A 19,343-nucleotide genomic window follows, 5' to 3' on the forward strand; every position below is an offset into this window, starting at 1 on the left:
TGTGATGAGAAAGCCATTGTCAAGAGGCATGATGCGGCAGGTCCGGAAATTCCATTCCGGACCTGCGCTTATTCCAGCCGGGAGGGCCCGCGCGGATGCTCGTTAGTCGTCGCTCGCCTGGCAAGCTAATATCCGCGGGCTCCTGGCGCGGCATGCGGGTTCGGTATGTCGCCGCGCACCACCGCATTTCGATTCTCCGTCCGGGGCCGTCGGTCGAAAAACCCTTGGAGTCTTTCTTCTCGGGCGCGGCCGTCCGGCTGCCCATCGGAAAAGTCGTGAGCCGGCCCCGGCGATGCGTCGAAGCGCGGGCCCTCCCGGCGGGAAGGCGTGTGGTCCCGGGCGCTACCCGAGCGTCCCCTCGGCGCTCCTGCCGATCTCCCAGACCCAGCAGGCGAGCTCACGGGCGACCGCGACGTTGGCGACGCACGGCCGCTTGCCGGCCGCGCGCAGCGCCTCGTGGCGGGCGCGCAGCCTCCTCGTGGCGTCGGCCGCCCTGCCCCTGATGCGCGGGGGAACGTCGTAGCCGGCGGGGGCGGCCTTGGGCTTCGGCGAGCACGAGGCGTAGTGCCATGCCGCCTCGACGAGCGCCCGCCTGGAGGCCGAGTTGCCGGTCTTGGTGATGCCGCCGGTCGCCTCCTTCTCGCCGCTCGAGTGCTCGGACGGCGTGAGGCCGAGCCAGGACGCGTAGGCGCCCGCCGTGGCGAACCGGGAGAAGCACCCGGCCTCGGTCGCGAGGCAGAACGCCGTGACGGCGTCGACGCCCTTGATGCACGACAGCGCGCCGACGACGCCGGCCCACCGCTCGGAGCGGGCCTCGGCGAGCACCAGCTTCTCGAGGGCGCGCTTGTCGGACTCGGCGCAGCGCACGCAGGTGGCGTAGTGGTCGAAGGCGGACGCCGCGGCGGGCTCGTCGGGCCTGAGCCCCTCGGCCCAGCGCCAGAACGCGCGCGTCCAGGCTCCCCGCCTGCGGCCGAGCGCGTCGGTCTCGTCGAAGACGTGGCCGCGCCGCAGCAGGAACTTGGAGAGCCGCTGCCGTGCGCGCTGCAGGTCCTCGCGCGCGTCGTCGAGCGCCCGCGACAGGTCTCGGGCGGCCTCGGCCTCGGCGGGCGGCACCCACACCTCGACGACGTTGCGCGTGGCGAGCAGGCGGGCCAGGAACGCCGCGTCGCGCCTGTCGTTCTTGCGCCTCTTCTCCGCGGCGGGCTTCTGCATCCTCGACACCGCGCCGACGGCGCAGTCGACGCCCAGCGCCCTGAGCTGGCGGCAGAGGGCGAAGCCGGTCGGCCCGCTCTCGTAGACCGCCCTGGGCTCCTCGAACCCCTTGATCCAGGCGGCGATCTCGCCGGCGTCGGTCCCGAAGGACCTCTGCACCACCTCGCCGGTGAACGGGTCGAAGGCGCATGCCGACACGGAGCGCGCGTGTACGTCGAGCCCGATGGAGGTAACATGGGTCATGGGGAGCCTCCTCCCATGCGTGCGGTACGGCGGGTACCGCGAGGTGACAGATACAACACCATTGTTCCCGCCCAGCCCGCGACCCGGCATGCCGCGGGGAGGCTTTCCCCTCAATGGCTTTCTCATATCGTCTGTCAAAGTGCGCAAGAAATTGTACGTTACCGATGCCGGCGCGCTCCGCGATATCGGACATCGACAGATCGTCAACCCCCCCCACTCCTTCACAAGCTGGGCGGTCGCGGTGATGATGCGCTCGCGTTGGCTCTCGTTATGGCGTACATAGCGCCTGGGCTCCTGGGTTCCCATAGTCGCTCCTCCGATGTCACGGGACCTTCGCGCCAGGCTCCTTGCCGCGCGGGGATGCATCCGGTGGCGGGATCGCTTCCATATCCGCTTCACTGTAGGCATGGCACGCGGACGTAGGTATGCGCTTCGTGAGGGATCGGTACCGGTTCCGTCAGCAAATGTAAGCAGTGCGCAAAAATAAGACAACGCGTTCAAATTTACACACGGCTTACCATTTACCTGCGCGGCCTTGACAATGGCTCTCCATAATGCGGAGCGCCGCACGTGCTCGAGGGCACGGCGCGCCGCGAACCCGCAATCCAAGGAGGACCATGGAACCCATCCGTTTCGCGCATATCTCCGACACGCATCTACGAACCCAGGCGCCCGGGGACGCCATGGCGGACATGTTCGACCGCCTACCCGATCCCGACACCGCCCTCGCCGGGCTGCTCGACACGCTTGCCCAGCAAGACGTCGATTTCGTCATCGCCACGGGCGACCTCGTGCACGAAGGCGTTGCCGACGACTACCGCCGCATGCGCGCGCTCGTCGAGGAGCACCTGCCAAGGACGCCGTTCATCGTGTGCCTGGGCAACCACGACCATAAGGACGCCTTCTTCGAGGGTTATCTGGACAGCGCCCCGCAGCCGTCCTACCACGCCGTGCACGGCATCGATGGGCTGCGCGTGCTCGTGATCGACTCCGCATGCGGCGGCGGTGAGTCCGGCGCGTTCTCGGAGGCTGAGCTCGACTGGCTCGAGGCCATGCTCGCGACCCCGGCTCCGCGCGGCACCTTGCTCGCCTATCACCATCCGGTAAGCTGGGATGGGGAACATGTCGCCATGAAGGCGCCCCAGCGCTTCCTCGACCTTGTGGGTAGCGGCGACGTTATCGCCATCTTGAACGGCCACACGCACATGAACGACGTGCGCCATCTCGCGGGCATCCCGCAGATCACCGCCGACTCCACGGCGTTTGGCAGCGCGATGGGCACCACCACGTTCGACTTCACCAATCGCGCGGGATACGCCTCGTGCGCGCTCGACGAGACGGGCCTGTGCGTGCGCATGGTGCCCCTGTTCCCCGTGCCCGATATCATCGGTTCCATTCCCTGGGACGCCATGCTCAAGATCTTGAACACCTAGCGACGATCAGCGGGCGCATGCGCCCGAACCATAACCGCCCGCCGGGCCATCCGGCATCCACCAGCCAAGATTGGAGAACATCATGATCGACCGTCGTTCCCTCGTCTCCCTCGCCGCCGTCGCCGGGCTGGGGCTCATCGGCCTCAACGGCTGCTCCGGTACCGCAGGTGACGCCTCCGGCGAGGCAGCGGTAAGCGCCGCCCGCGGAACGCTCGACCCCAAGAACCCCACCAAGATCACGTTCTACTCCTACAGCCTCTCGAGCTCCTCGGCCGAAGGCACCATGAACGACATCATCAACAGCTTCAACGACACCGTAGGTGCCGAGAAGGGCGTGGTGGTCGAGGGTGTCGCCGAGGAAGCCACCGGCGCGCTCACCAAGACCACCTCGGACATCCAGGCCGGCAACCAGGTGAACGTGATCCAACACAACTTCATCTCGCTCGACACGAGCCGCATCAACCTGGGCATCCAGGCCTATGAGGACATCTTTGGCACCGAGGCCATGGACGAGGCGTTCAAGGGCATCGACGAGGGCGCCAAGCAGCTGGGCGTCATCGATGACAAGACCTACGGCATGGCGTTCACCTTCTCCACGCCCGTGCTCTACGCCAACGCCACGCTCTTCCGCCAGGCCGGCCTCGACCCTGCGGCCGATATCCCCACCACCTGGGATGACATGTACACGGTCTGCAAGACCATCAAGGACGCGACCGGTCTGTATCCGCTGCACATCGGCACCTCGATGACCAGCATCTGGGTCATGGAGAGCATCATCCGCAGCAATGGCGGAGCCATCTTAAACGACGACCGCACCGAGGCCGTCTTCGCCTCCGATGAAGGCGTCGAGGCGATCGAGATGTGGAAGCGTCTCTACGAGGAGGGCCTGTGCGCCCCCATGACCGACACCGAGGCGATGAACCTCTTCACCTCCGGCCAGCTGGGCATGCAGCTCTATACCACCGCGCTCTACTCGCTCTACCAGGCTGCCGCCGCATCGGCTGGTTGGGAGCTCACGGGTGGCGGCGAGCCGGGCTTTGGCGGCGAGCCGGCGGTACCGACCAACTCCGGTTCCTGCCTGGCCGTGCGCGCCAGCACCGACACCGAGGCCGCTGCCTGCTGGGAGTTCATCAAGTACGCCACGAGCGCCGAGAGCTACACCAAGATCACCGAGGGCATCGGCTACCTGCCGCTGCGCGCCGACATCGTGGATGACCCAACCTACCTCAAGGCATTCGCGGACGAGAACCCCCTCATCCGCACCAACCTCGCTCAGCTGAAGAACATCAAGCCCTCCACGATCTGGCCGGGCGACAGCGCCACCGAGCTCTCGCAGATCTTCGTCGACGCCATCGCCCAAGCGGTGACGACCGATGCCGACGTGCGCGAGACCCTCGAGGCCGCCCAGGAACAGATCAACGGGATGATCGGGTAAGCCATGGAGACGACCGATTCCCTGCCCGTCGCCGCCTCCGCCGCCCACCCGGCGGCGGGCGGTGCCCGCCTGCGTTGGCGCAGGCGCTTCCAAGCGCTCAAGCCCTACCTGTTCCTGCTCCCCGCCCTGGGGCTTCTCTGCTTCTGGTGCTACAAGCCGCTCGTGCAGACGCTTTCGCTCGCGCTGTGCCGCTGGACCATGGTTCCCGGCACGCAGCCCGAGTTCGTGGGTCTCTCCAATTTCGTGCGCTTGCTCTCGAACAAGGACTTCTGGCCGGCCGTGGGCAACACGGTGTTCTACACGGTGGGCATGCTGCCGTTCTCGGTGGGGATCCCGCTGTTCCTCGCCGTGGCGACCCAGGACATCGATCCGCGCGCCAAGCAGGTCTTCCGCGCGCTGTTCTTCATACCCATGATCATGGCGCCCGTCGCGACGAGCACCATCTTCCAGTGGCTGTGCACCCCCACCACCGGGCTTCTCAACATGCTCTGCGCCTGGCTGGGCGTCTCCGAACTGGGTGCGTCGTTTTTCACCGACCCCGATCTGGCACGTTGGATCATCCTCATCATCTCCGGTTGGAAGATGATGGGATTCTCGACCATCCTGCTCTCCGCCGCGCTCACGAGCATCAACGGCGAGTACTACGAGGCGGCGCGCCTCGACGGTGCCGGAGCCTTTCGCCGCTTCAAGGACATCACGCTGCCCATGATCTCGTCGACGGTGATGCTGCTCGTCATGATGAGCATCCTGTTCTCAACGCAGTGGACGTTCGCCTACATCGACGTCCTCACGCAGGGCGGTCCCTACGGCATGTCCACCAACATCTACTACCTCATGTACAACTTCGCGTTCTCCGATATGAACGTGGGCCTCTCGGCCGCGGCGGCCATCATGTTCATGGCCGTGTTCGGCGTCATCGCGCTCGCACTCAACCGGCTGAACCGGAAGCTCGTCTTCTTCGACAACTAGGAGGCCCACGTGTCCACTGCATCTTCCCTGACCACGCGGGCGCCGCGCCACATGGGGCGCATGCTCGCGCGGGCACTCAAGTACGCGCTGCTCCTGTTCATGGCCTTCATCGCGGTGTTCCCGCTGTACTGGCTCGTGGTCTCGTCGCTCAAGGACGTTGGCGAGATCTTCTCGCCAACCCTCATCCCCTTGCGTCCGACCCTCGAGAACTACGCCGACGCGCACGAGCGCATCCCCATCGCGCGCATGCTGCTGAACTCCGTGGTGGTGAGCGCGGCGGTAACCGTGTGCCAGCTCGTGACCTCGGTTCTCCTCGCCTACTCACTCATGCGCTGGGACTTCAAGGGCAAGGGCGTGGTCTACGGCGTCTTGAGCCTCACGTGGCTCATCCCCTTCCAGGCGATCATGGTCCCCAACTACGTCCAAGTCAACTCATGGGGACTCAAGGGCAACCTCATGGCGATTATCTTGCCGTTCATGGCGTCGGCCTTCGCCTCGATCTCGATGTACCAATCGTTCAACGCGTTTCCCCGTGCGCTGCTCGACGCCGCCCGGCTCGAGAACAAGAGCGAGCTTGGCATCTTGATCGACATCGTGCTGCCCAACATGGCCTCGACCATCGCGTCGCTCGCCATCCTTTTGTTCATCAACTCGTGGAACGAGTACATGTGGCCCGTGCTCGTGGTGAACGGCATGGAGACGGCACCCATCCAGATCGGCCTCAAGTCGTTCATGGGCTCCGACACCAACCTATGGGGATCGCTCATGGCGGCGACCACCATCTCGTGCATCCCCATCTTCGTGCTGTACCTGTTCATGCAGCGCCGCATCGTGGACTCCTTCATGAAATGGGGTATCAAATGACGTCTACGGCAACCCTGATGAGGGCCGTTTCCCGGCCGCTGCCCCTTGAGGGGGCCGCCAATGTGCGCGACCTCGGCGGTTACCCGATCGCCGGCAATCCGCGGCACGCGACCGCGCGCGGCGCGTTTCTGCGCGGCGACGATCTGAGCGCGCTCTCCGCGCAGGACGTCGCATCGCTCACCGCGTACGGCCTCTCCCTCGACATCGACGTGCGCAGTGCCCGCGAGCTGGGAGAGGCGCCCGACGTCTTCGAGAACCCCGCGGATGCGGACGGCGTGCGCTATGCAAGCGTGCCCTTGCTTGACGGGATGAACTCCGCGGGCTTCGAGGGCCCCCTGCCCTCGTCGCTCGAGGAGATCTACCGCGTGCTGCTCGACGCCGATGCCTACGGACTCGCCCGCGTGATGGAGCTCATGGCGGCCGAGACGGGCGCGGTGCTCTTCCATTGCAGCGCCGGCAAGGATCGCACGGGCGTGATCGCGATGCTCTTGCTCAAGCTCGCCGACGTCGCCGACGAGGACGTGGTCGCGGACTACGCGGCGAGTGCCGGCTACATGGAGGCACGTTTCCGCGCCCAGCGCACGGCGCTGGCGAAGCGCGGCATCGCGGCGCCCGACTTCCTGTTCGCCTCCGAGCCCGAGACGATGAAGCGCACGCTCATCCATCTCGCGCGCCGTTATGGCTCGGCAGAGCACTATCTTCTCGAGGCCGCGGGAGTCAACCCGGCGTCCGTGGCCATAATCAAGAACCGACTCCAAGGAGGCCTGTGATGAGCACCGTTCAAGTTGAGAGGCTCGTGAAGGATTTCGACGATGCGACGCACGTGCTGAAGGGCATCGACCTCACGGTACGCGATGGATCGTTCACGATCTTGCTGGGGCCTTCGGGCTGCGGAAAGTCGACGCTGCTGCGGATCGTCGCCGGTCTCGAACGCCCCACCGCCGGACGCGTGCTCATCGACGGTGTCGATGTGACCGACGCCGAACCCAGCGAGCGCCAGGTGGCCATGGTATTCCAAAACTACGCACTTTACCCGCATATGAGCGCCTTTGAGAACGTGGAGTACGGCCTCAAGGTGAAACGCGTTCCCAAGGCCGAGCGGCGCGAGATGGTTGAGCATGCGCTCGAGCTCGTGGACCTGGCCGATCAGGCCAAGAAGCGTCCGTCCGAGATGAGCGGTGGCCAACGCCAGCGCGTGGCGCTGGCGCGCGCCATCGTGAAGCGCCCCGGTGTGTACCTGATGGACGAACCCCTCTCGAACCTCGACGCTAAGCTGCGAGGGCAGATGCGGGAGAGCATCTCGCGCTTGCACGACGAGCTGGGGTCGACCTTCCTGTACGTGACGCACGACCAGGTCGAGGCCATGAGCATGGGCACCGACATCGTGCTCTTGCACGAGGGCTCCATCGCCCAGGAAGGCACCCCGCGCGAGATCTACCAGGAGCCTGCGTCGACCTACGCCGCCGGGTTCATCGGCGCGCCCCCCGCGAACGTGCTCGGGATCGAAGACGGCTTCATCGCCGTGCGTCCCGAGTACATCGCCCTTACCGAACCCGAGGTTCCCGCGGTCGCGCTGCCCGCCACGCTCACCGCGCGCGAGCAGCTGGGCGACAGCACGATCCACTCGTTCGCGACGCCCCTGGGTGACGTGCGAGCGAAAACTCCCTGCCTATGGGATGCGGAGTGCGCGGCGAACACCCGCATCTTCCTACCGCTCTCCGCGCTCATGTGCTTCGATGCCCAGGGCAAGCGCGTGGCGCCTCCCGAGAACCTGGAGCGTTTGGTGCGCGCACGCGTCGCCGCGTGAGGACCGTGCGCGCACCGCACGTGCCCGGCGGGTATGCTGCATCCATCCACCACCGCCCGCCGGGCTTCCCGGCATCCACGCGACGGCACGCGCTTCATGGCGACGACCGCTGAACGAAAGCGGGCCGGGGCGAACCCCGACCCGCTTGTTCGCCGTTCCTGCCCGAGCACCTCACAACGCGGCGCTCGGGTGCAACGATGTACTAGGAGAGCAGCGCGCTCGTGAGCTCAGCCTCGGCGCTCTCGGCGGCCGTCCAGTTGCCCTCATCGTCCCGCGTGTAGGTGAAGTCGCACTCCACATCGCGCGGCTCGGCTTCTGCCGGGGTAGTGTCAAGATTCTTGCGCACTTTCCGACAGCCCCTAGGCCCGCCATCCGGTGCGGCTACTCCTCCAGCAGCGTCACGTCCAGGTAGCGCCTCCAGCCCCACTCGCTCTCGGCCGCGTACTTGAGCCTGGCGGTGACGAGCATGAGGGCGGAGTTCCCGTCGGGGAAGGCGCCCACGGCCCTCGTCCTGCGCCGGATCTCGCGGTTCAGCCTCTAGATGGCGTTGTTGGTGCGTATGCGCCGCCAGTGCTCGCGGGGGAACCTGGTGTACGTCAGGGTCTCGGTGAAGCCCTCGCGGACGGTCTTCGCGGCCCCCCCCCGAGCCTCATGGACTCCAGCTCGTCGGCGACCTCGGCGGCCTTCCTCTCCGACGCCTCGCGCGACTCCATGGCGTGGATGGCCTTGAGCATGGCGGCGACCCTCGGGCGCCTGGACCTCGGGACCCTCGCCGGCACGTTGCGGTAGAAGCGGACGGCGCGGCGCCGGCAGGCCGCGCCGGGGAAGACCTCCGCGATCGAGCCGGCCGTCCCGGCGGCCTTGCCTCCGGTGAACATGCGCACGCCGCGCAGCCCCCGCGACCTCAGCCACGAGAGGAGCTCCCGCCAGCACTCCGACGACTCGGTGAACCCCGCGGCGGCGCCTATGACCTCGCGGTAGCCGTCATCGTTGACGCCTATGGCGACCATCACGGCGACGTTCTCGTAGCTGCCGCCCCAGCTGCGCTTTAGGTAGATGCCGTCGACGCAGGCGTAGGGGTAGGCGCGCTCGAGCGGCCCGTTGCGCCACTCCTCGACGGCCTCGAAGGCCTTCTCGTTCAGGCTCGAGACGGTGGCGGCCGAGACTCTGGAGCCCCAGAGCATCTCGCTCACGTCCTCGATCCGCCTGGTGGACACCCCCGCCAGATACATCTCTATCATGGCCTCCTCGACCGATGTCTCGCGGCGCCGGTAGCGCTCGATGATCGCCGTGGTGAACCGCATCCCCTTGAGCTTGGGCATGCGGATCGTCACCTCGCCGGACGTCGTCGCGAGCTTCCGCTCGTAGTGGCCCGCGCGGTAGGCCTCGCGGTCGGCGGTGCGCTCGTATCGCTCGGCGCCCACGAGGTCTCCGGCCTCCCCGTCCAGAAGGCCGTTGAGCACCTCCTCGACCGTCCTCCTCACCAGCTCGCGCGGGTCGGACCTCAGGGACTCCTCGTTCAGTGTTACGATGGGCTCGGGCATGGCCTTCCTCCAATATGCTTCTTGTCTCGACAACTCGAATCATACCGGGGCGGGCCATGCCCTCCTTCCTATCTGGACGCTATTCCGCTGTCAAAGTGCGCAAGAAATTGTACGTTACCGAATAGCTCTCTGGGGACATCTCTACGAGCTCTGCTCTGAAGTAAGCGAAGTCTTCTGCGTCTTCTAGATTCTTCCAATTCTCGGCCATTTCGAGCCTCCTCTAACCTTCCGCTTGGTTCTTCTTCGCCCTCTCGGGTGCCACAAAAGTTGCCACAAATAATCCCGGTCTAAGCGTTTTTGAGTGTGAGAAAGGGTTCCCTCGCTTGTTGGAGGAAACCCTTTCTGACCTGCGGAAATGTTAGTTTTTGGAAGATGGTGTTGAGAAGCGTCAAACCCCGAAAATCACTCCCATTCGATCGTCGCGGGGGGCTTCGACGTGATGTCGTACGCCACGCGGTTCACGCCGGGCACCTCGGCCACGATGCGGCTCGAGATCTTGCCGAGCACCTCGTAGGGCAGCTTCGCCCAGTCTGCGGTCATGGCGTCGCTCGACTCGACGGCGCGGATGATGACCGGGCGCTGGTAGGTGCGCTCATCGCCCATGACGCCCACGCTCTTGATATCGGGCAGGACCGCGAAGTACTGCCAGCAGCTGTGCTCGGAGTTGCGCTCGCCGGTTGCCTCGAACAGGCGCGCGTTGTAGGCATCCAGCTCCTCGCGCACGATGGCGTCGGCGTTCTTCAGGATCTCGAGCTTCTCGGGGCTCACCGCGCCGATGATGCGGATGGCCAGACCGGGGCCCGGGAACGGCTGGCGGTACACGATGTGCTCGGGCAGGCCGAGCGCCAGACCCAGCTCACGCACCTCGTCCTTGAAGAAGTGATCGAGCGGCTCGATGAGGTCGAAGTGCACGCCCTCGGGGAACGGGATCAGGTTGTGGTGGCTCTTGATCGTGGAGGCCTTGCCGCCGGTCTTGCGCGCGCCACTCTCGATGATGTCGGGGTAGATGGTGCCCTGGGCCAGGTACTTCACGCCGTCGAGCTGCTGGGCCACGGCGAAGAACTCCTTCCAGAACTGCGTGCCGATGATGCGGCGCTTCTCCTCCGGCTCGGTCACGCCGTCGAGCAGCGCGGCATAGCGGTCCTCGGCGTGCACGTGGATGAAGTCCACGTCGAACTGCTTGGTGAACACCTCTTCGACCTGCTCGGGCTCACCCTTGCGCAGAAGGCCGTGGTTGATGAACACGCAGGTCATCTGGCGGCCGATGGCACGCGCGCCGAGCGCGGCCACGACCGACGAGTCCACGCCGCCGGACAGTGCCAGGATCACGCGGTCGTCGCCGACCTTCTCGCGGATCTCGCGGCTCATGGTCTCGACGAGGTTGTCCATCGTCCACGTCGGCTCGATGCCGCAGATGTTGAACAGGAAATTCGACAGGATCTGCTGGCCGTACTCGGTGTGGCGCACCTCGGGATGGAACTGGGTGGAATACAGCTTGCGCTCCGGGCACTCCATGGAGGCGACGGGGCACACATCGGTAGAGGAGGTGACCACGAAGCCCTCGGGGGCGCGGCTCACGGAATCGCGATGGCTCATCCAGACCGTCTGCTCGATCGGCGTCGCGTTGAACAGCGCGCTCTCGCGGTCGCGCTCGATCGTGGCGGGGCCGTACTCGCCGATATCGGAATGGGAGACCTCGCCGCCGAGCACCGCGGCCATGGTCTGATGGCCGTAGCAGAAACCGAGCACCGGCAGACCGAGGTTCAGGACCTCGGGGTCGATAGTGGGCGCGTCCTCGGCGTAAACGGATGCAGGGCCGCCGGACAGGATCAGCGCCGCCGGATTCATGGCGCGGACCTCGTCGGCCGTAATGTCGCACGGAACGATCTCGGAGTACACGTGCAGGTCGCGCACGCGGCGGGCGATAAGCTGGCCGTACTGCGCGCCGAAGTCGAATACGAGGACCTTGCTCCCCGTCTGATTGGAAGAAGCCTGAGCCATAGAACTCCCCTTCTGCATGTTTCGCAAGACGACGCCTCGCCGTCCCCTCTCACAAACGTCATCATGATACACACTCGCGACCAGCACATATGACAAAACAGGCCATCTGAAGGAGAACTGCGCAACATCGAAATCCGGCGCAGCAGCCGATCGAGCCGAAAGCGGCCAGAAATATCCATTCTGCTGCATCTGGCACCCTTCTTATCAGGCTGGCCGAGCACCAATCGAGCAAAAAGGCCGCTGTGGCACCACGTGGGAGCGCCAGCAATCTTCGCCCCGAAGCGGGCACCGGTGAGAAAATGGGTCACAATACTGTCGACGAAACCATCCCGAGCTTGCCACGAGGAAGCGCCCATGAAGAACATCTTGCTCATCGCAACAGGCGGCACCATCGCATCTGCCGAAGACGGCAACGGCCTTTCGCCCTCGCTGACCGGCGAGCAGCTCGCCGAGGCGGTGCCGGAGATCGCCTCGCTCGCGCATATCGGCATCCTCCAGCTCATGAACATCGACAGCACCAACATGCGCCCGCGCGACTGGCTGCGCATCAGCTCCGCCATCGTCGATGCCTACGACGCATACGACGGATTCGTCGTGCTGCACGGCACCGACACCATGGCATATACCGCAGCCGCGCTGTCCTACCTCATCCAGGACAGCCCCAAGCCGATCGTGCTCACCGGCTCGCAGAAGCCCATGTGCGACTCGTTCACCGACGCCAAGCTCAACCTGTACCAAAGCCTGCTGTATGCGACCGATGAGCGCAGCCGCGATGTCGTCATCGTGTTCAACGGGGCGGTCATCGCCGGCACGCGCGGCCGCAAGCAGCGGACCATGAGCTTCAACGCCTTCAAGAGCGTCAACTACCCCTCGATCGCCTACGTGCGCAACGACCGCATCATCCGCAGCGGAGACGCCCTCGCTCGCGCGCAGGGCCTCGCCGCGAGCAATCTGGCGCCCACGACCACGCCGCGCTTCTTCACCACGCTCGACGAACGCGTCTTCGTGCTCAAGCTCACCCCGGGCATCGACCCGTCCATCTTCGGGCTGCTCGAATCCAACTACGACGCGGTCATCCTCGAGACCTTCGGCATCGGCGGCATCCCCGAGTACGAGGGCGCGACATTGGGTTCCCCCTCGTTCAGGCAGGCCATCTTCGACTGGGTCGATTCGGGGCGCACGGCGGTCGTGACCACGCAGGTCCCCGAGGAGGGGCTCGATCTTGGGGTCTACGAGGTCGGTCGCGCATACGCCGACCATCCCGGCATCCTCAAGGGCGACGACATGACCACTGAGGCGCTCGTCGCCAAGACGATGTGGGCGCGCGGCCAGTCCTCCGACCCCGACGAGATCAAGAGGCTCTTCTATCGTCCGGTGAACTTCGACCGCCTGCCGCCGCTATAAAAAAGCGCGCCGAGAAGGCTCGTCGCGCCCCGTGCGGAATGCGTGCATCTCGCTAGGAAGCGCCAATCGGCTGCCCGCGGGCTCAGTGTTTCCGGTATCCACAGAAAACTGCATAATAGTGTTGAAAAATACATAGAATTGCATAGACCAGCCCACTTCGCAGGGAGGCGATTCGGGCGGGGTCGAGTTTGTCACTGTTTTTGAGGCACCTTTGCTCAGCCGCCGGGTACCCTTCGATATTCCCGCAGGATTCAACTGGGCAAATTCCGATGCCTGCAGCGTCTGTGGAAAATCGGCACCGAAAAACAGTGACAAACTCGCATGCACGTTTTTGCACGGCCCGACGAAGGACCGGTCGAAGACGATCCGCTCCCGCGGGATCCTGCCACAGGGCCCCGCGGCGAGACGGATGCGGGCGAAGGCGAGGAAGGCGCAGCGTACCTGTGCCGAAGCAACCAGAGCCCGCATCCGCCTCGCCACGGAGCCGACCGGTGCGGAATGAATTGACCAGTGTTCCCCTAGAACACCAAGGGGTTCGTCCCCGACAAGGTGACGTAGAGCAGGTAGAAATTGGCCACGTTGATGACCGCGGTCGTGATCACGCCGCTGCGCAGGAAGCGCTCGGCCGTGCTCACCGCCATGATCATGGAATCCTTGGCGTGCTCGGCAGCCTTGCGCATCGTCTGCACGTAGATGCCGAACCCGAACGCGATGGCCATCACCGGCGGGATCAGCATCTCGTAGCGGCTGCCCCAGCGAATCACCTCGCCCGCGGAATCCCAGCGCATGGGCACCTGATCGGGCAGGCCGGGAATGACCGCAAGCGCGATCACGGTCGGCACGAGCGCCAAGACGATCGTGGCGACACCCAGGTATCCGGCCTTCTTGCCGTACTTGAACATAGAGAACTTGGACATGAGAACTCCTCGCGAAAACGGGATGACACCGCAGCCGAGCGCGCGGGCGCGACGGGACGCGCGCTACACGTTGAAGCGGAAATGCACCACGTCGCCGTCGGCCATGACGTATTCCTTGCCTTCCATGCGGAGGCGTCCGGCGGCCTTGGCTCCCTGCTCGCCGCCGAGCTCGATGTAGTCGTCGTAGGAGATGACCTCGGCCTTGATAAAGCCGCGCTCGAAGTCGGAGTGGATCACGCCGGCGGCCTGGGGCGCGGTGGCGCCGATGCGCACCGTCCACGCCTTGACCTCCATCTCGCCCGCCGTGAAGAACGACTGCAGGCCGAGCAGCTTGTAGGCCGCCTGCGCGAGCACCTCCAGACCCGGGCGCTCGAGTCCGAGCGTCTCCAGGTACTCGGCCGCCTCCTCGGGATCGAGCTCGGAAAGCTCGGCCTCGACCTTGGCGCAGATGGGAATGGGCGTGACACCGTCGATGGGATCGAGCTCCTCACCGAGCATGTCCTCGTCGACGTTGGCCACATACAGGATCGGCTTCATGGTAAGCAGGAACAGACCCTTGGCGGCAGCGCGCTCCTCGTCAGTCATCTCCATGGACGCCGCGCGGTTGCCCTCGTTCAGCCAGGTGAGCAGGCGCTTGGCGACCTCCAGCTTGGGCATGAGCTCGTGATCGCGCTTGGCCTCCTTCTCGAGCTTGGGAAGCTGCTTGTCGAGCGTCTGGATGTCGGCGAGGATGAGCTCGGTCATGATGGTGTCGGCGTCGCCCGCCGGGTCCACGAAGTCGCCGGTGCGGCCCACCTCGCGCATGACGTTGGGATCTTTGAAGTAGCGCACGACCTCGCAGATGGCGTCGGTCTCGCGGATGTTCGCCAGAAACTGGTTGCCCAGACCCTCGCCCTCGTTGGCGCCCTTGACGAGGCCCGCGATGTCCACGAACTCGACGGTCGCGGGGACGATGCGGCCGGGGTGCACGATATCGGCGAGCTTCTGGAGACGGTCGTCGGGCACATCCACGATGCCGACGTTGGGGTCGATGGTGGCGAACGGATAGTTGGCGGCCAGACCGCCCTTCTTGGTCAGCGCGGTGAACAGCGTGGACTTGCCCACGTTGGGCAGACCGACGATACCGATTGACAGGGCCACGGTGTACCTTCTCTCATACGAAAGCGCCCTGCCGGCAAGCAGCAGGACGCCTGAACCTTCGGGAATATCATAGCCCATAGCCGTGACGTACGCGGCCGTATCACCCAAGCTCCCCATCATCCGCGACGCGCCCGGGCGGCTCAGCGTCCACGGAGGGGCGATATGCCCGCAACCGATTGGTGTAGCTGATGTAGAGGGCGTCGATCGCGCAGCGCAGGCTGATTCCCTCCACGAGCGAAGTGCGGTACTCGCGCAGTGCGAGCGGGCTCACCGCCACGAGCATCTCACGGCTCGACCCCTCGCGCACGAGCGCCTGGTTGCCCGAAATCCACATGATGCGGCAGCCGACCATCTTGGCCCGCAGGTAGAGCTTCCGGATATGCGCCGTGGTGCCCGAGAAGGAGATGAAGACGACCAGGTCATCGGGTTTGAGGTGGACGAGCGACCCCAGCTGGTCTTTCACCGTGGAGAACGAGAAGCACAGGCGGTTGATCCGGTTGAGCTTCTCGCAGGCCTCCCGGGCGGCGATATTGGAGAACGAGCTGCCGTACATGTAGATGTTCGCGGCCTCGGACAGCCAGTCGACCGCCTGCTCCAGGACCCCGTCGGTCAGCAGCCGGCGCGTCTGATAGAGGCTCGCCTCCAGCGTATCGAAGTACCAGGGGATATCGATCCGGTCATGGAAGCGCGAGACGGACGAGTCGCTTCGCAGCCATGCTCCGTACTCCTCCATCTGGTCCTTGAAGGTACGCCAATCCGAGCCGTTCACGCGGCGACAGAACCGCGATATCGTCGCGATCGAGGTGTTGCATGCCCGCGCGAGGTCCCCGATGGCCATCCGCGGGACCTCCTCATGGTGCTCGAGCACGTACAGGGCGATGTGGGAGTCCATGCCCCCGGCTTGACCGATGCCCTCGATACAGGTGCGCAGGTTGGAATAGATCTCGTACATCGACATGTGGTCCCCCTCTTGCATGAAGCCGGGGACGGCGCGAGCGCCGCCCCCGACCGGTTCTCGGAAACCTACTCCATACCGAGGTATTCCCTCATCTCGGACTTGTAGACCGAGGCCTTGTTACCGTAGACGATCTGGACGCCGTCGCCCACGTGCACGATGGCGCTCGCGCCCAGCGACTCCTTGAAGTACGAGTCCTCCTTGACGAGGCCCACGTCGTTGAGCTTCAGACGCAAGCGGGTGAAGCAGGCGTCGACGCTCTTGATGTTGGCCGCGCCACCCACGGCCTCGACGATCTGCGGGATGAGCTCGTTGGTCTGGGAGGCGCCTGCAGAAGCGGCATCACCGGAGGCGTCGTCGGCGTCGTCCTCACGACCGGGCGTCTTGAAGTCGAACTTCTTGATGAAGATGCGGAACAGCGCATAGTACAGGCCGAAGTACGCGATACCGAGCGGAATGAGCCAGAACCAGTTGGACCCCTTGTCGGCGTTCATGATCCCGTTGAAGATCCATGACAGGAACGGGCCGCCGAACGCGGAGGGTCCGGGTACGTTGAACTGCACGAGGTAGGTGAGCACATAGGCCAGTCCGCACAGGAACGCGTGGACGACGAAGAGCACCGGCGCCACGAATAGGAACGAGTACTCGAGCGGCTCGGTGATGCCCATGAAGGCGGCGGGGATGACCGCGGCGATCATGAGGGAAGCGGTCTTCTTGCGGTTCTTGGGCAGCGAGGAGCGCCAGATGGCCAGGGCGGCGCCCGTCAGGCCGAACATCGCGAACAGGACCTTGCCGTTCATAACGTACTTGCTGACATCGATGTCGTACATCATGCCGGGAGTGTTGAGGATCGCGTTGTAGATGTTGACGGCGCCCTCGACGGTCTGGCCGTCGACGGTCATCGTACCGCCGAGCGACGTGAAGAAGAACGGCAGGTAGATGAAGTGATGCAGGCCGAACGGGAGCAGCAGGCGCTCGGACAGGCCGTAGATGAACGCACCGAACACGCCCGTGGAGTCGATGAACGTCGACATCATGGACAGGGCGTTCTGCACGGGCGGCCACAGGACGGAGAGCACGCAGCCCAGCAGGCTCGCCACGATGATCGTGATCGCGGGGATGAAGCGCGTGCCGTTGAAGATGCCGAGCACCGGCGGGAGCTGGATCTTGTAGTAGCGGTTATGCAGCCACGACACGATCAAGCCGACGGCGATGCCGCCGAACACGCCCGTATCGAGCGTCACCACGCCCAGGATCGAGCTCTGGCCGGTCAACAGGTTCTCCGGGTCGATCACGCCGAGCAGGATCAGCAGCTGGCCCATGATGGTGTTCATGGTCATGTAGCCGAGGAAGCCCGACAGGGCCGCCGTCGCCTTCTCGGCGCGGGCGTAGCCGTATGCGACGCAGATGGCGAACAGCACGGAGATGTGGTTGTTGACGACGTTGCCCGCTGCCTTGATCAGCGTGCTGAAGATGACCATGGGCTCGGAGGCCAGGAAGGGCGCGAGCTCCATGAGGTTCGCGTTGGACAGCGCGGAACCCAGACCCACCAGGATGCCGGAGATGGGCAGCAGGAGCACCGGCGCCATCAGGACCTTACCGAGTTTCTGGAATCCGTTGTAGAGTTTGCTTCCCATGGATAGCGGCTCCTCTCTAGTGAAGCTCGGGCCAGTAATCGCCGTTGGCGGCGATCAGGTCGTCGAGGATCTTGCGGGCCACGGTCGTGGACGGGATCGTCTTGTTGACGGCGATCGCCTCGAGCGCCTTCTGGTAGGAATGCTCGAAGTACGCGTCGACCGCGAGCTTTTCGCTCGCGAGCTGCTCCTCGATCAGGCCCTTGTAGAACGTGGAGATCGGGGCGCGGCGCACCGGCTCGGGACCCCAGGAGCGCACATAGGCGGGGACCTCGACCATGGCGTCATCAGGCAGGTTGGGGATGGCCCCGTTGTTCTCGACGATGACCAGGTAGCGCTCTGCCTTGTTGTAGGCGATCGAGGCGGCGGCGTCGACGATGAAGTCCCCGAAGACCGTGAAGCTCTGGATCGGGCTCTTGTAGTTCGCGGGGTCGGCGAGATAGGCCTGGTGCTCGGCGAACATCTCCTTCTCGCGTCCGTTGATGACCGAGTCGGCGCGGGTGTGCTCGGGGTCCATACCGGCTGCCATATCCTGCGAGTACAGGTAGTACTGCAGGTAGCTGTTGGGCAGGTACTCGGGATAGTCCTTGACGATCTCGACGTACTGCGCCCAGGTGTGCATCCAATCCGGGTCCTTGTGGTGCCTGTCGCTGACGGCCATGCCCTGGTTGAGGATCATCTCGCGCAGCTCGGGCAGACGGTCGACGCCCTGCTTGTCATAGACCTCGGTGAACCAGCCGAAATGGTTGAGACCGAAGTAGCACGGGTCGAGGTCGCGCCAGCTGGGCAGGTTGAGCATCTTGGAGTACGACAGCAGGATCGCGGTCGGCATGTCGCAGATGTTCAGGATGCGCTCGTTGCCGAACTCGCGGCGCGTCGCCTCCGCGACCACGGCAGCAGGGTTGGAGTAGTTCAGGATCCAGCAGTTCGGCGAGTACTTCTTCGCAGCCTCGACGATGCCGAACACGCCGGGGATCGAGCGGATGCCGTAGGAGATGGAGCCGCCGGCGCCGCAGGTCTCCTGGCCGACGCAGCCGTACTTCAGCGGGATCTTCTCATCGCTCGAGCGCATCGCCAGACCGCCCTGGCGGATCTGCGCGAACACGAAGTCCACGTCGGTGAACGCCGTCTCCGGATCGGTCGTCACGACGACGTCCAGGTCGGGCGCCTCCTGCTCGATGAACTGGCGCATGATGTCGTACACGAGGTTCATGCGCTGCTCATCGATGTCGTAGAGCGCGAGCTTCCGCAGCGGGAGCTCCTGCTTCTTCTGCAGCAGGCTCTGGATGATGCCGGGAGTGTGCGTACTCCCGGCACCTGCGATCACAACGGCTTTCTTTTCCATGATTACCCCTCTTCTTTCATCGTAGGAGAGCCGATAACCACAGACTAAGATGCGCTGGAAAGCGCTTCTATGGTTGATTCCCAACCCCAATGCAACACCCTCCTCACGGTCCGCATATCCCGAGGTCATCGCAACGCCCCCGACCCCCGCGGGTCGGCATCCCCCCAGCTCGGAGCGCCCGGACGGGGCCCGCGCGGGCGTTGCGCTGGGTCCTGGAGGCATGCGGGGGCGCCCCGCCGGCCGGCCCTCCCGGACTCAGCGCAACGGGTCCCCGCGGGGCCTATGGGGCCTTCCGGCGCCTACCCGGCCAGCGGTGTGTTTGGTCAAGTCCGTCTTTCTGAAATGATCACGGAAAACTTTCGGGTTTGGGCACGCAACTTTTTCGGGTTCGGTCACGGGCGCGCCGCTAGCTTCCCGACTTGCCCAGCATGAGTGACTCC

The 19,343-nt window shown here is 64.9% G+C and carries 15 protein-coding genes and 1 pseudogene; 7 read left to right on the forward strand and 9 right to left on the reverse strand.

The annotated features are described in order from the left end of the window. Nucleotides 1-342: 342 nt before the first annotated feature. Nucleotides 343-1,455: an IS110 family RNA-guided transposase gene (locus BN3789_RS03955; RefSeq protein WP_066830367.1), complete on the reverse strand. Its 1,113-nt coding sequence runs from the start codon at nt 1,453-1,455 to the stop codon at nt 343-345. Between the two features lie 617 nt (nt 1,456-2,072). Here BN3789_RS03955 and BN3789_RS03960 point away from each other — a divergent pair. The 6 genes from BN3789_RS03960 to BN3789_RS03985 all read left to right on the forward strand — a co-directional run bounded on the left by BN3789_RS03960 (nt 2,073) and on the right by BN3789_RS03985 (nt 7,963). Continuing rightward, complete coding sequence (locus BN3789_RS03960; protein ID WP_066830370.1) at nt 2,073-2,888, forward strand: metallophosphoesterase family protein; 816 nt, start codon at nt 2,073-2,075, stop codon at nt 2,886-2,888. An 82-nt stretch (nt 2,889-2,970) separates the two neighbouring features. After that, nucleotides 2,971-4,323, forward strand: coding sequence for an extracellular solute-binding protein (locus BN3789_RS03965; RefSeq protein ID WP_066830373.1), 1,353 nt, complete (start codon nt 2,971-2,973; stop codon nt 4,321-4,323). A 3-nt stretch (nt 4,324-4,326) separates the two neighbouring features. Further along, nucleotides 4,327-5,292, forward strand: coding sequence for a carbohydrate ABC transporter permease (locus BN3789_RS03970; RefSeq protein WP_066830375.1), 966 nt, complete (start codon nt 4,327-4,329; stop codon nt 5,290-5,292). A 9-nt stretch (nt 5,293-5,301) separates the two neighbouring features. Then, nucleotides 5,302-6,156, forward strand: a complete 855-nt coding sequence (locus BN3789_RS03975) for a carbohydrate ABC transporter permease (RefSeq protein WP_202615077.1) — start codon at nt 5,302-5,304, stop codon at nt 6,154-6,156. After that, a complete protein-coding gene (locus BN3789_RS03980; RefSeq protein WP_161938972.1) occupies nt 6,153-6,926 on the forward strand; it encodes a tyrosine-protein phosphatase in 774 nt (257 codons plus the stop codon). Before BN3789_RS03975 ends, BN3789_RS03980 begins: the two co-directional genes overlap by 4 nt. Continuing rightward, nucleotides 6,926-7,963, forward strand: coding sequence for an ABC transporter ATP-binding protein (locus tag BN3789_RS03985; RefSeq protein ID WP_066830379.1), 1,038 nt, complete (start codon nt 6,926-6,928; stop codon nt 7,961-7,963). The genes BN3789_RS03980 and BN3789_RS03985 overlap by 1 nt, the downstream gene beginning before the upstream one ends. Before the next feature lie 202 nt (nt 7,964-8,165). On the opposite strand, the gene BN3789_RS12630 is transcribed toward BN3789_RS03985, so the two are convergent. The 3 genes and pseudogenes from BN3789_RS12630 to guaA all read right to left on the reverse strand — a co-directional run bounded on the left by BN3789_RS12630 (nt 8,166) and on the right by guaA (nt 11,508). Then, complete coding sequence (locus BN3789_RS12630; protein ID WP_154018719.1) at nt 8,166-8,309, reverse strand: hypothetical protein; 144 nt, start codon at nt 8,307-8,309, stop codon at nt 8,166-8,168. 35 nt (nt 8,310-8,344) lie between these two features. Next, a pseudogene (locus BN3789_RS03990) lies at nt 8,345-9,507 on the reverse strand (IS256 family transposase). 402 nt (nt 9,508-9,909) lie between these two features. Next, complete coding sequence (gene guaA, locus BN3789_RS03995; protein ID WP_066830382.1) at nt 9,910-11,508, reverse strand: glutamine-hydrolyzing GMP synthase; 1,599 nt, start codon at nt 11,506-11,508, stop codon at nt 9,910-9,912. Nucleotides 11,509-11,862: 354 nt separating this feature from the next. Here guaA and BN3789_RS04000 point away from each other — a divergent pair, with 354 nt between their 5' ends. Continuing rightward, complete coding sequence (locus tag BN3789_RS04000; RefSeq protein WP_066830384.1) at nt 11,863-12,912, forward strand: asparaginase; 1,050 nt, start codon at nt 11,863-11,865, stop codon at nt 12,910-12,912. A 518-nt stretch (nt 12,913-13,430) separates the two neighbouring features. On the opposite strand, the gene BN3789_RS04005 is transcribed toward BN3789_RS04000, so the two are convergent. The 5 genes from BN3789_RS04005 to BN3789_RS04025 all read right to left on the reverse strand — a co-directional run bounded on the left by BN3789_RS04005 (nt 13,431) and on the right by BN3789_RS04025 (nt 18,903). Further along, the gene (locus BN3789_RS04005; protein ID WP_229254176.1) at nt 13,431-13,829 is read right to left on the reverse strand and encodes a DUF1648 domain-containing protein; all 399 of its coding nucleotides are present in this window, start codon (nt 13,827-13,829) and stop codon (nt 13,431-13,433) included. A 63-nt stretch (nt 13,830-13,892) separates the two neighbouring features. After that, on the reverse strand, nt 13,893-14,969 hold the full coding sequence (gene ychF, locus BN3789_RS04010; RefSeq protein ID WP_066830398.1) for a redox-regulated ATPase YchF: 1,077 nt from the start codon (nt 14,967-14,969) through the stop codon (nt 13,893-13,895). Between the two features lie 100 nt (nt 14,970-15,069). Continuing rightward, complete coding sequence (locus tag BN3789_RS04015; protein WP_066830386.1) at nt 15,070-15,927, reverse strand: MurR/RpiR family transcriptional regulator; 858 nt, start codon at nt 15,925-15,927, stop codon at nt 15,070-15,072. Nucleotides 15,928-15,992: 65 nt separating this feature from the next. Continuing rightward, complete coding sequence (locus BN3789_RS04020; RefSeq protein ID WP_066830388.1) at nt 15,993-17,561, reverse strand: PTS transporter subunit EIIC; 1,569 nt, start codon at nt 17,559-17,561, stop codon at nt 15,993-15,995. Nucleotides 17,562-17,577: 16 nt separating this feature from the next. Continuing rightward, nucleotides 17,578-18,903 (reverse strand): family 4 glycosyl hydrolase, encoded by a 1,326-nt coding sequence (locus BN3789_RS04025; protein ID WP_066830391.1) that lies wholly within the window; start codon nt 18,901-18,903, stop codon nt 17,578-17,580. Nucleotides 18,904-19,343 lie beyond the last annotated feature (440 nt).

The sequence above is a fragment of the Collinsella ihumii genome (assembly GCF_900046475.1).
GTDB lineage: Bacteria > Actinomycetota > Coriobacteriia > Coriobacteriales > Coriobacteriaceae > Collinsella > Collinsella ihumii.

Excerpts from the sequence above, each read along its gene's own strand:
- BN3789_RS04015 (WP_066830386.1), bottom strand. The coding sequence starts at position 15,927 with ATGTCGATGTACGAGATCTATTCCAACCTGCGCACCTGTATCGAGGGC.
- BN3789_RS04025 (WP_066830391.1), bottom strand. The coding sequence starts at position 18,903 with ATGGAAAAGAAAGCCGTTGTGATCGCAGGTGCCGGGAGTACGCACACT.
- BN3789_RS03955 (WP_066830367.1), bottom strand. The coding sequence starts at position 1,455 with ATGACCCATGTTACCTCCATCGGGCTCGACGTACACGCGCGCTCCGTG.
- BN3789_RS04020 (WP_066830388.1), bottom strand. The coding sequence starts at position 17,561 with ATGGGAAGCAAACTCTACAACGGATTCCAGAAACTCGGTAAGGTCCTG.
- guaA (WP_066830382.1), bottom strand. The coding sequence starts at position 11,508 with ATGGCTCAGGCTTCTTCCAATCAGACGGGGAGCAAGGTCCTCGTATTC.
- BN3789_RS03960 (WP_066830370.1), top strand. The coding sequence starts at position 2,073 with ATGGAACCCATCCGTTTCGCGCATATCTCCGACACGCATCTACGAACC.
- BN3789_RS04005 (WP_229254176.1), bottom strand. The coding sequence starts at position 13,829 with ATGTCCAAGTTCTCTATGTTCAAGTACGGCAAGAAGGCCGGATACCTG.
- BN3789_RS03980 (WP_161938972.1), top strand. The coding sequence starts at position 6,153 with ATGACGTCTACGGCAACCCTGATGAGGGCCGTTTCCCGGCCGCTGCCC.
- BN3789_RS04000 (WP_066830384.1), top strand. The coding sequence starts at position 11,863 with ATGAAGAACATCTTGCTCATCGCAACAGGCGGCACCATCGCATCTGCC.
- BN3789_RS03985 (WP_066830379.1), top strand. The coding sequence starts at position 6,926 with ATGAGCACCGTTCAAGTTGAGAGGCTCGTGAAGGATTTCGACGATGCG.
- BN3789_RS03970 (WP_066830375.1), top strand. The coding sequence starts at position 4,327 with ATGGAGACGACCGATTCCCTGCCCGTCGCCGCCTCCGCCGCCCACCCG.
- BN3789_RS03965 (WP_066830373.1), top strand. The coding sequence starts at position 2,971 with ATGATCGACCGTCGTTCCCTCGTCTCCCTCGCCGCCGTCGCCGGGCTG.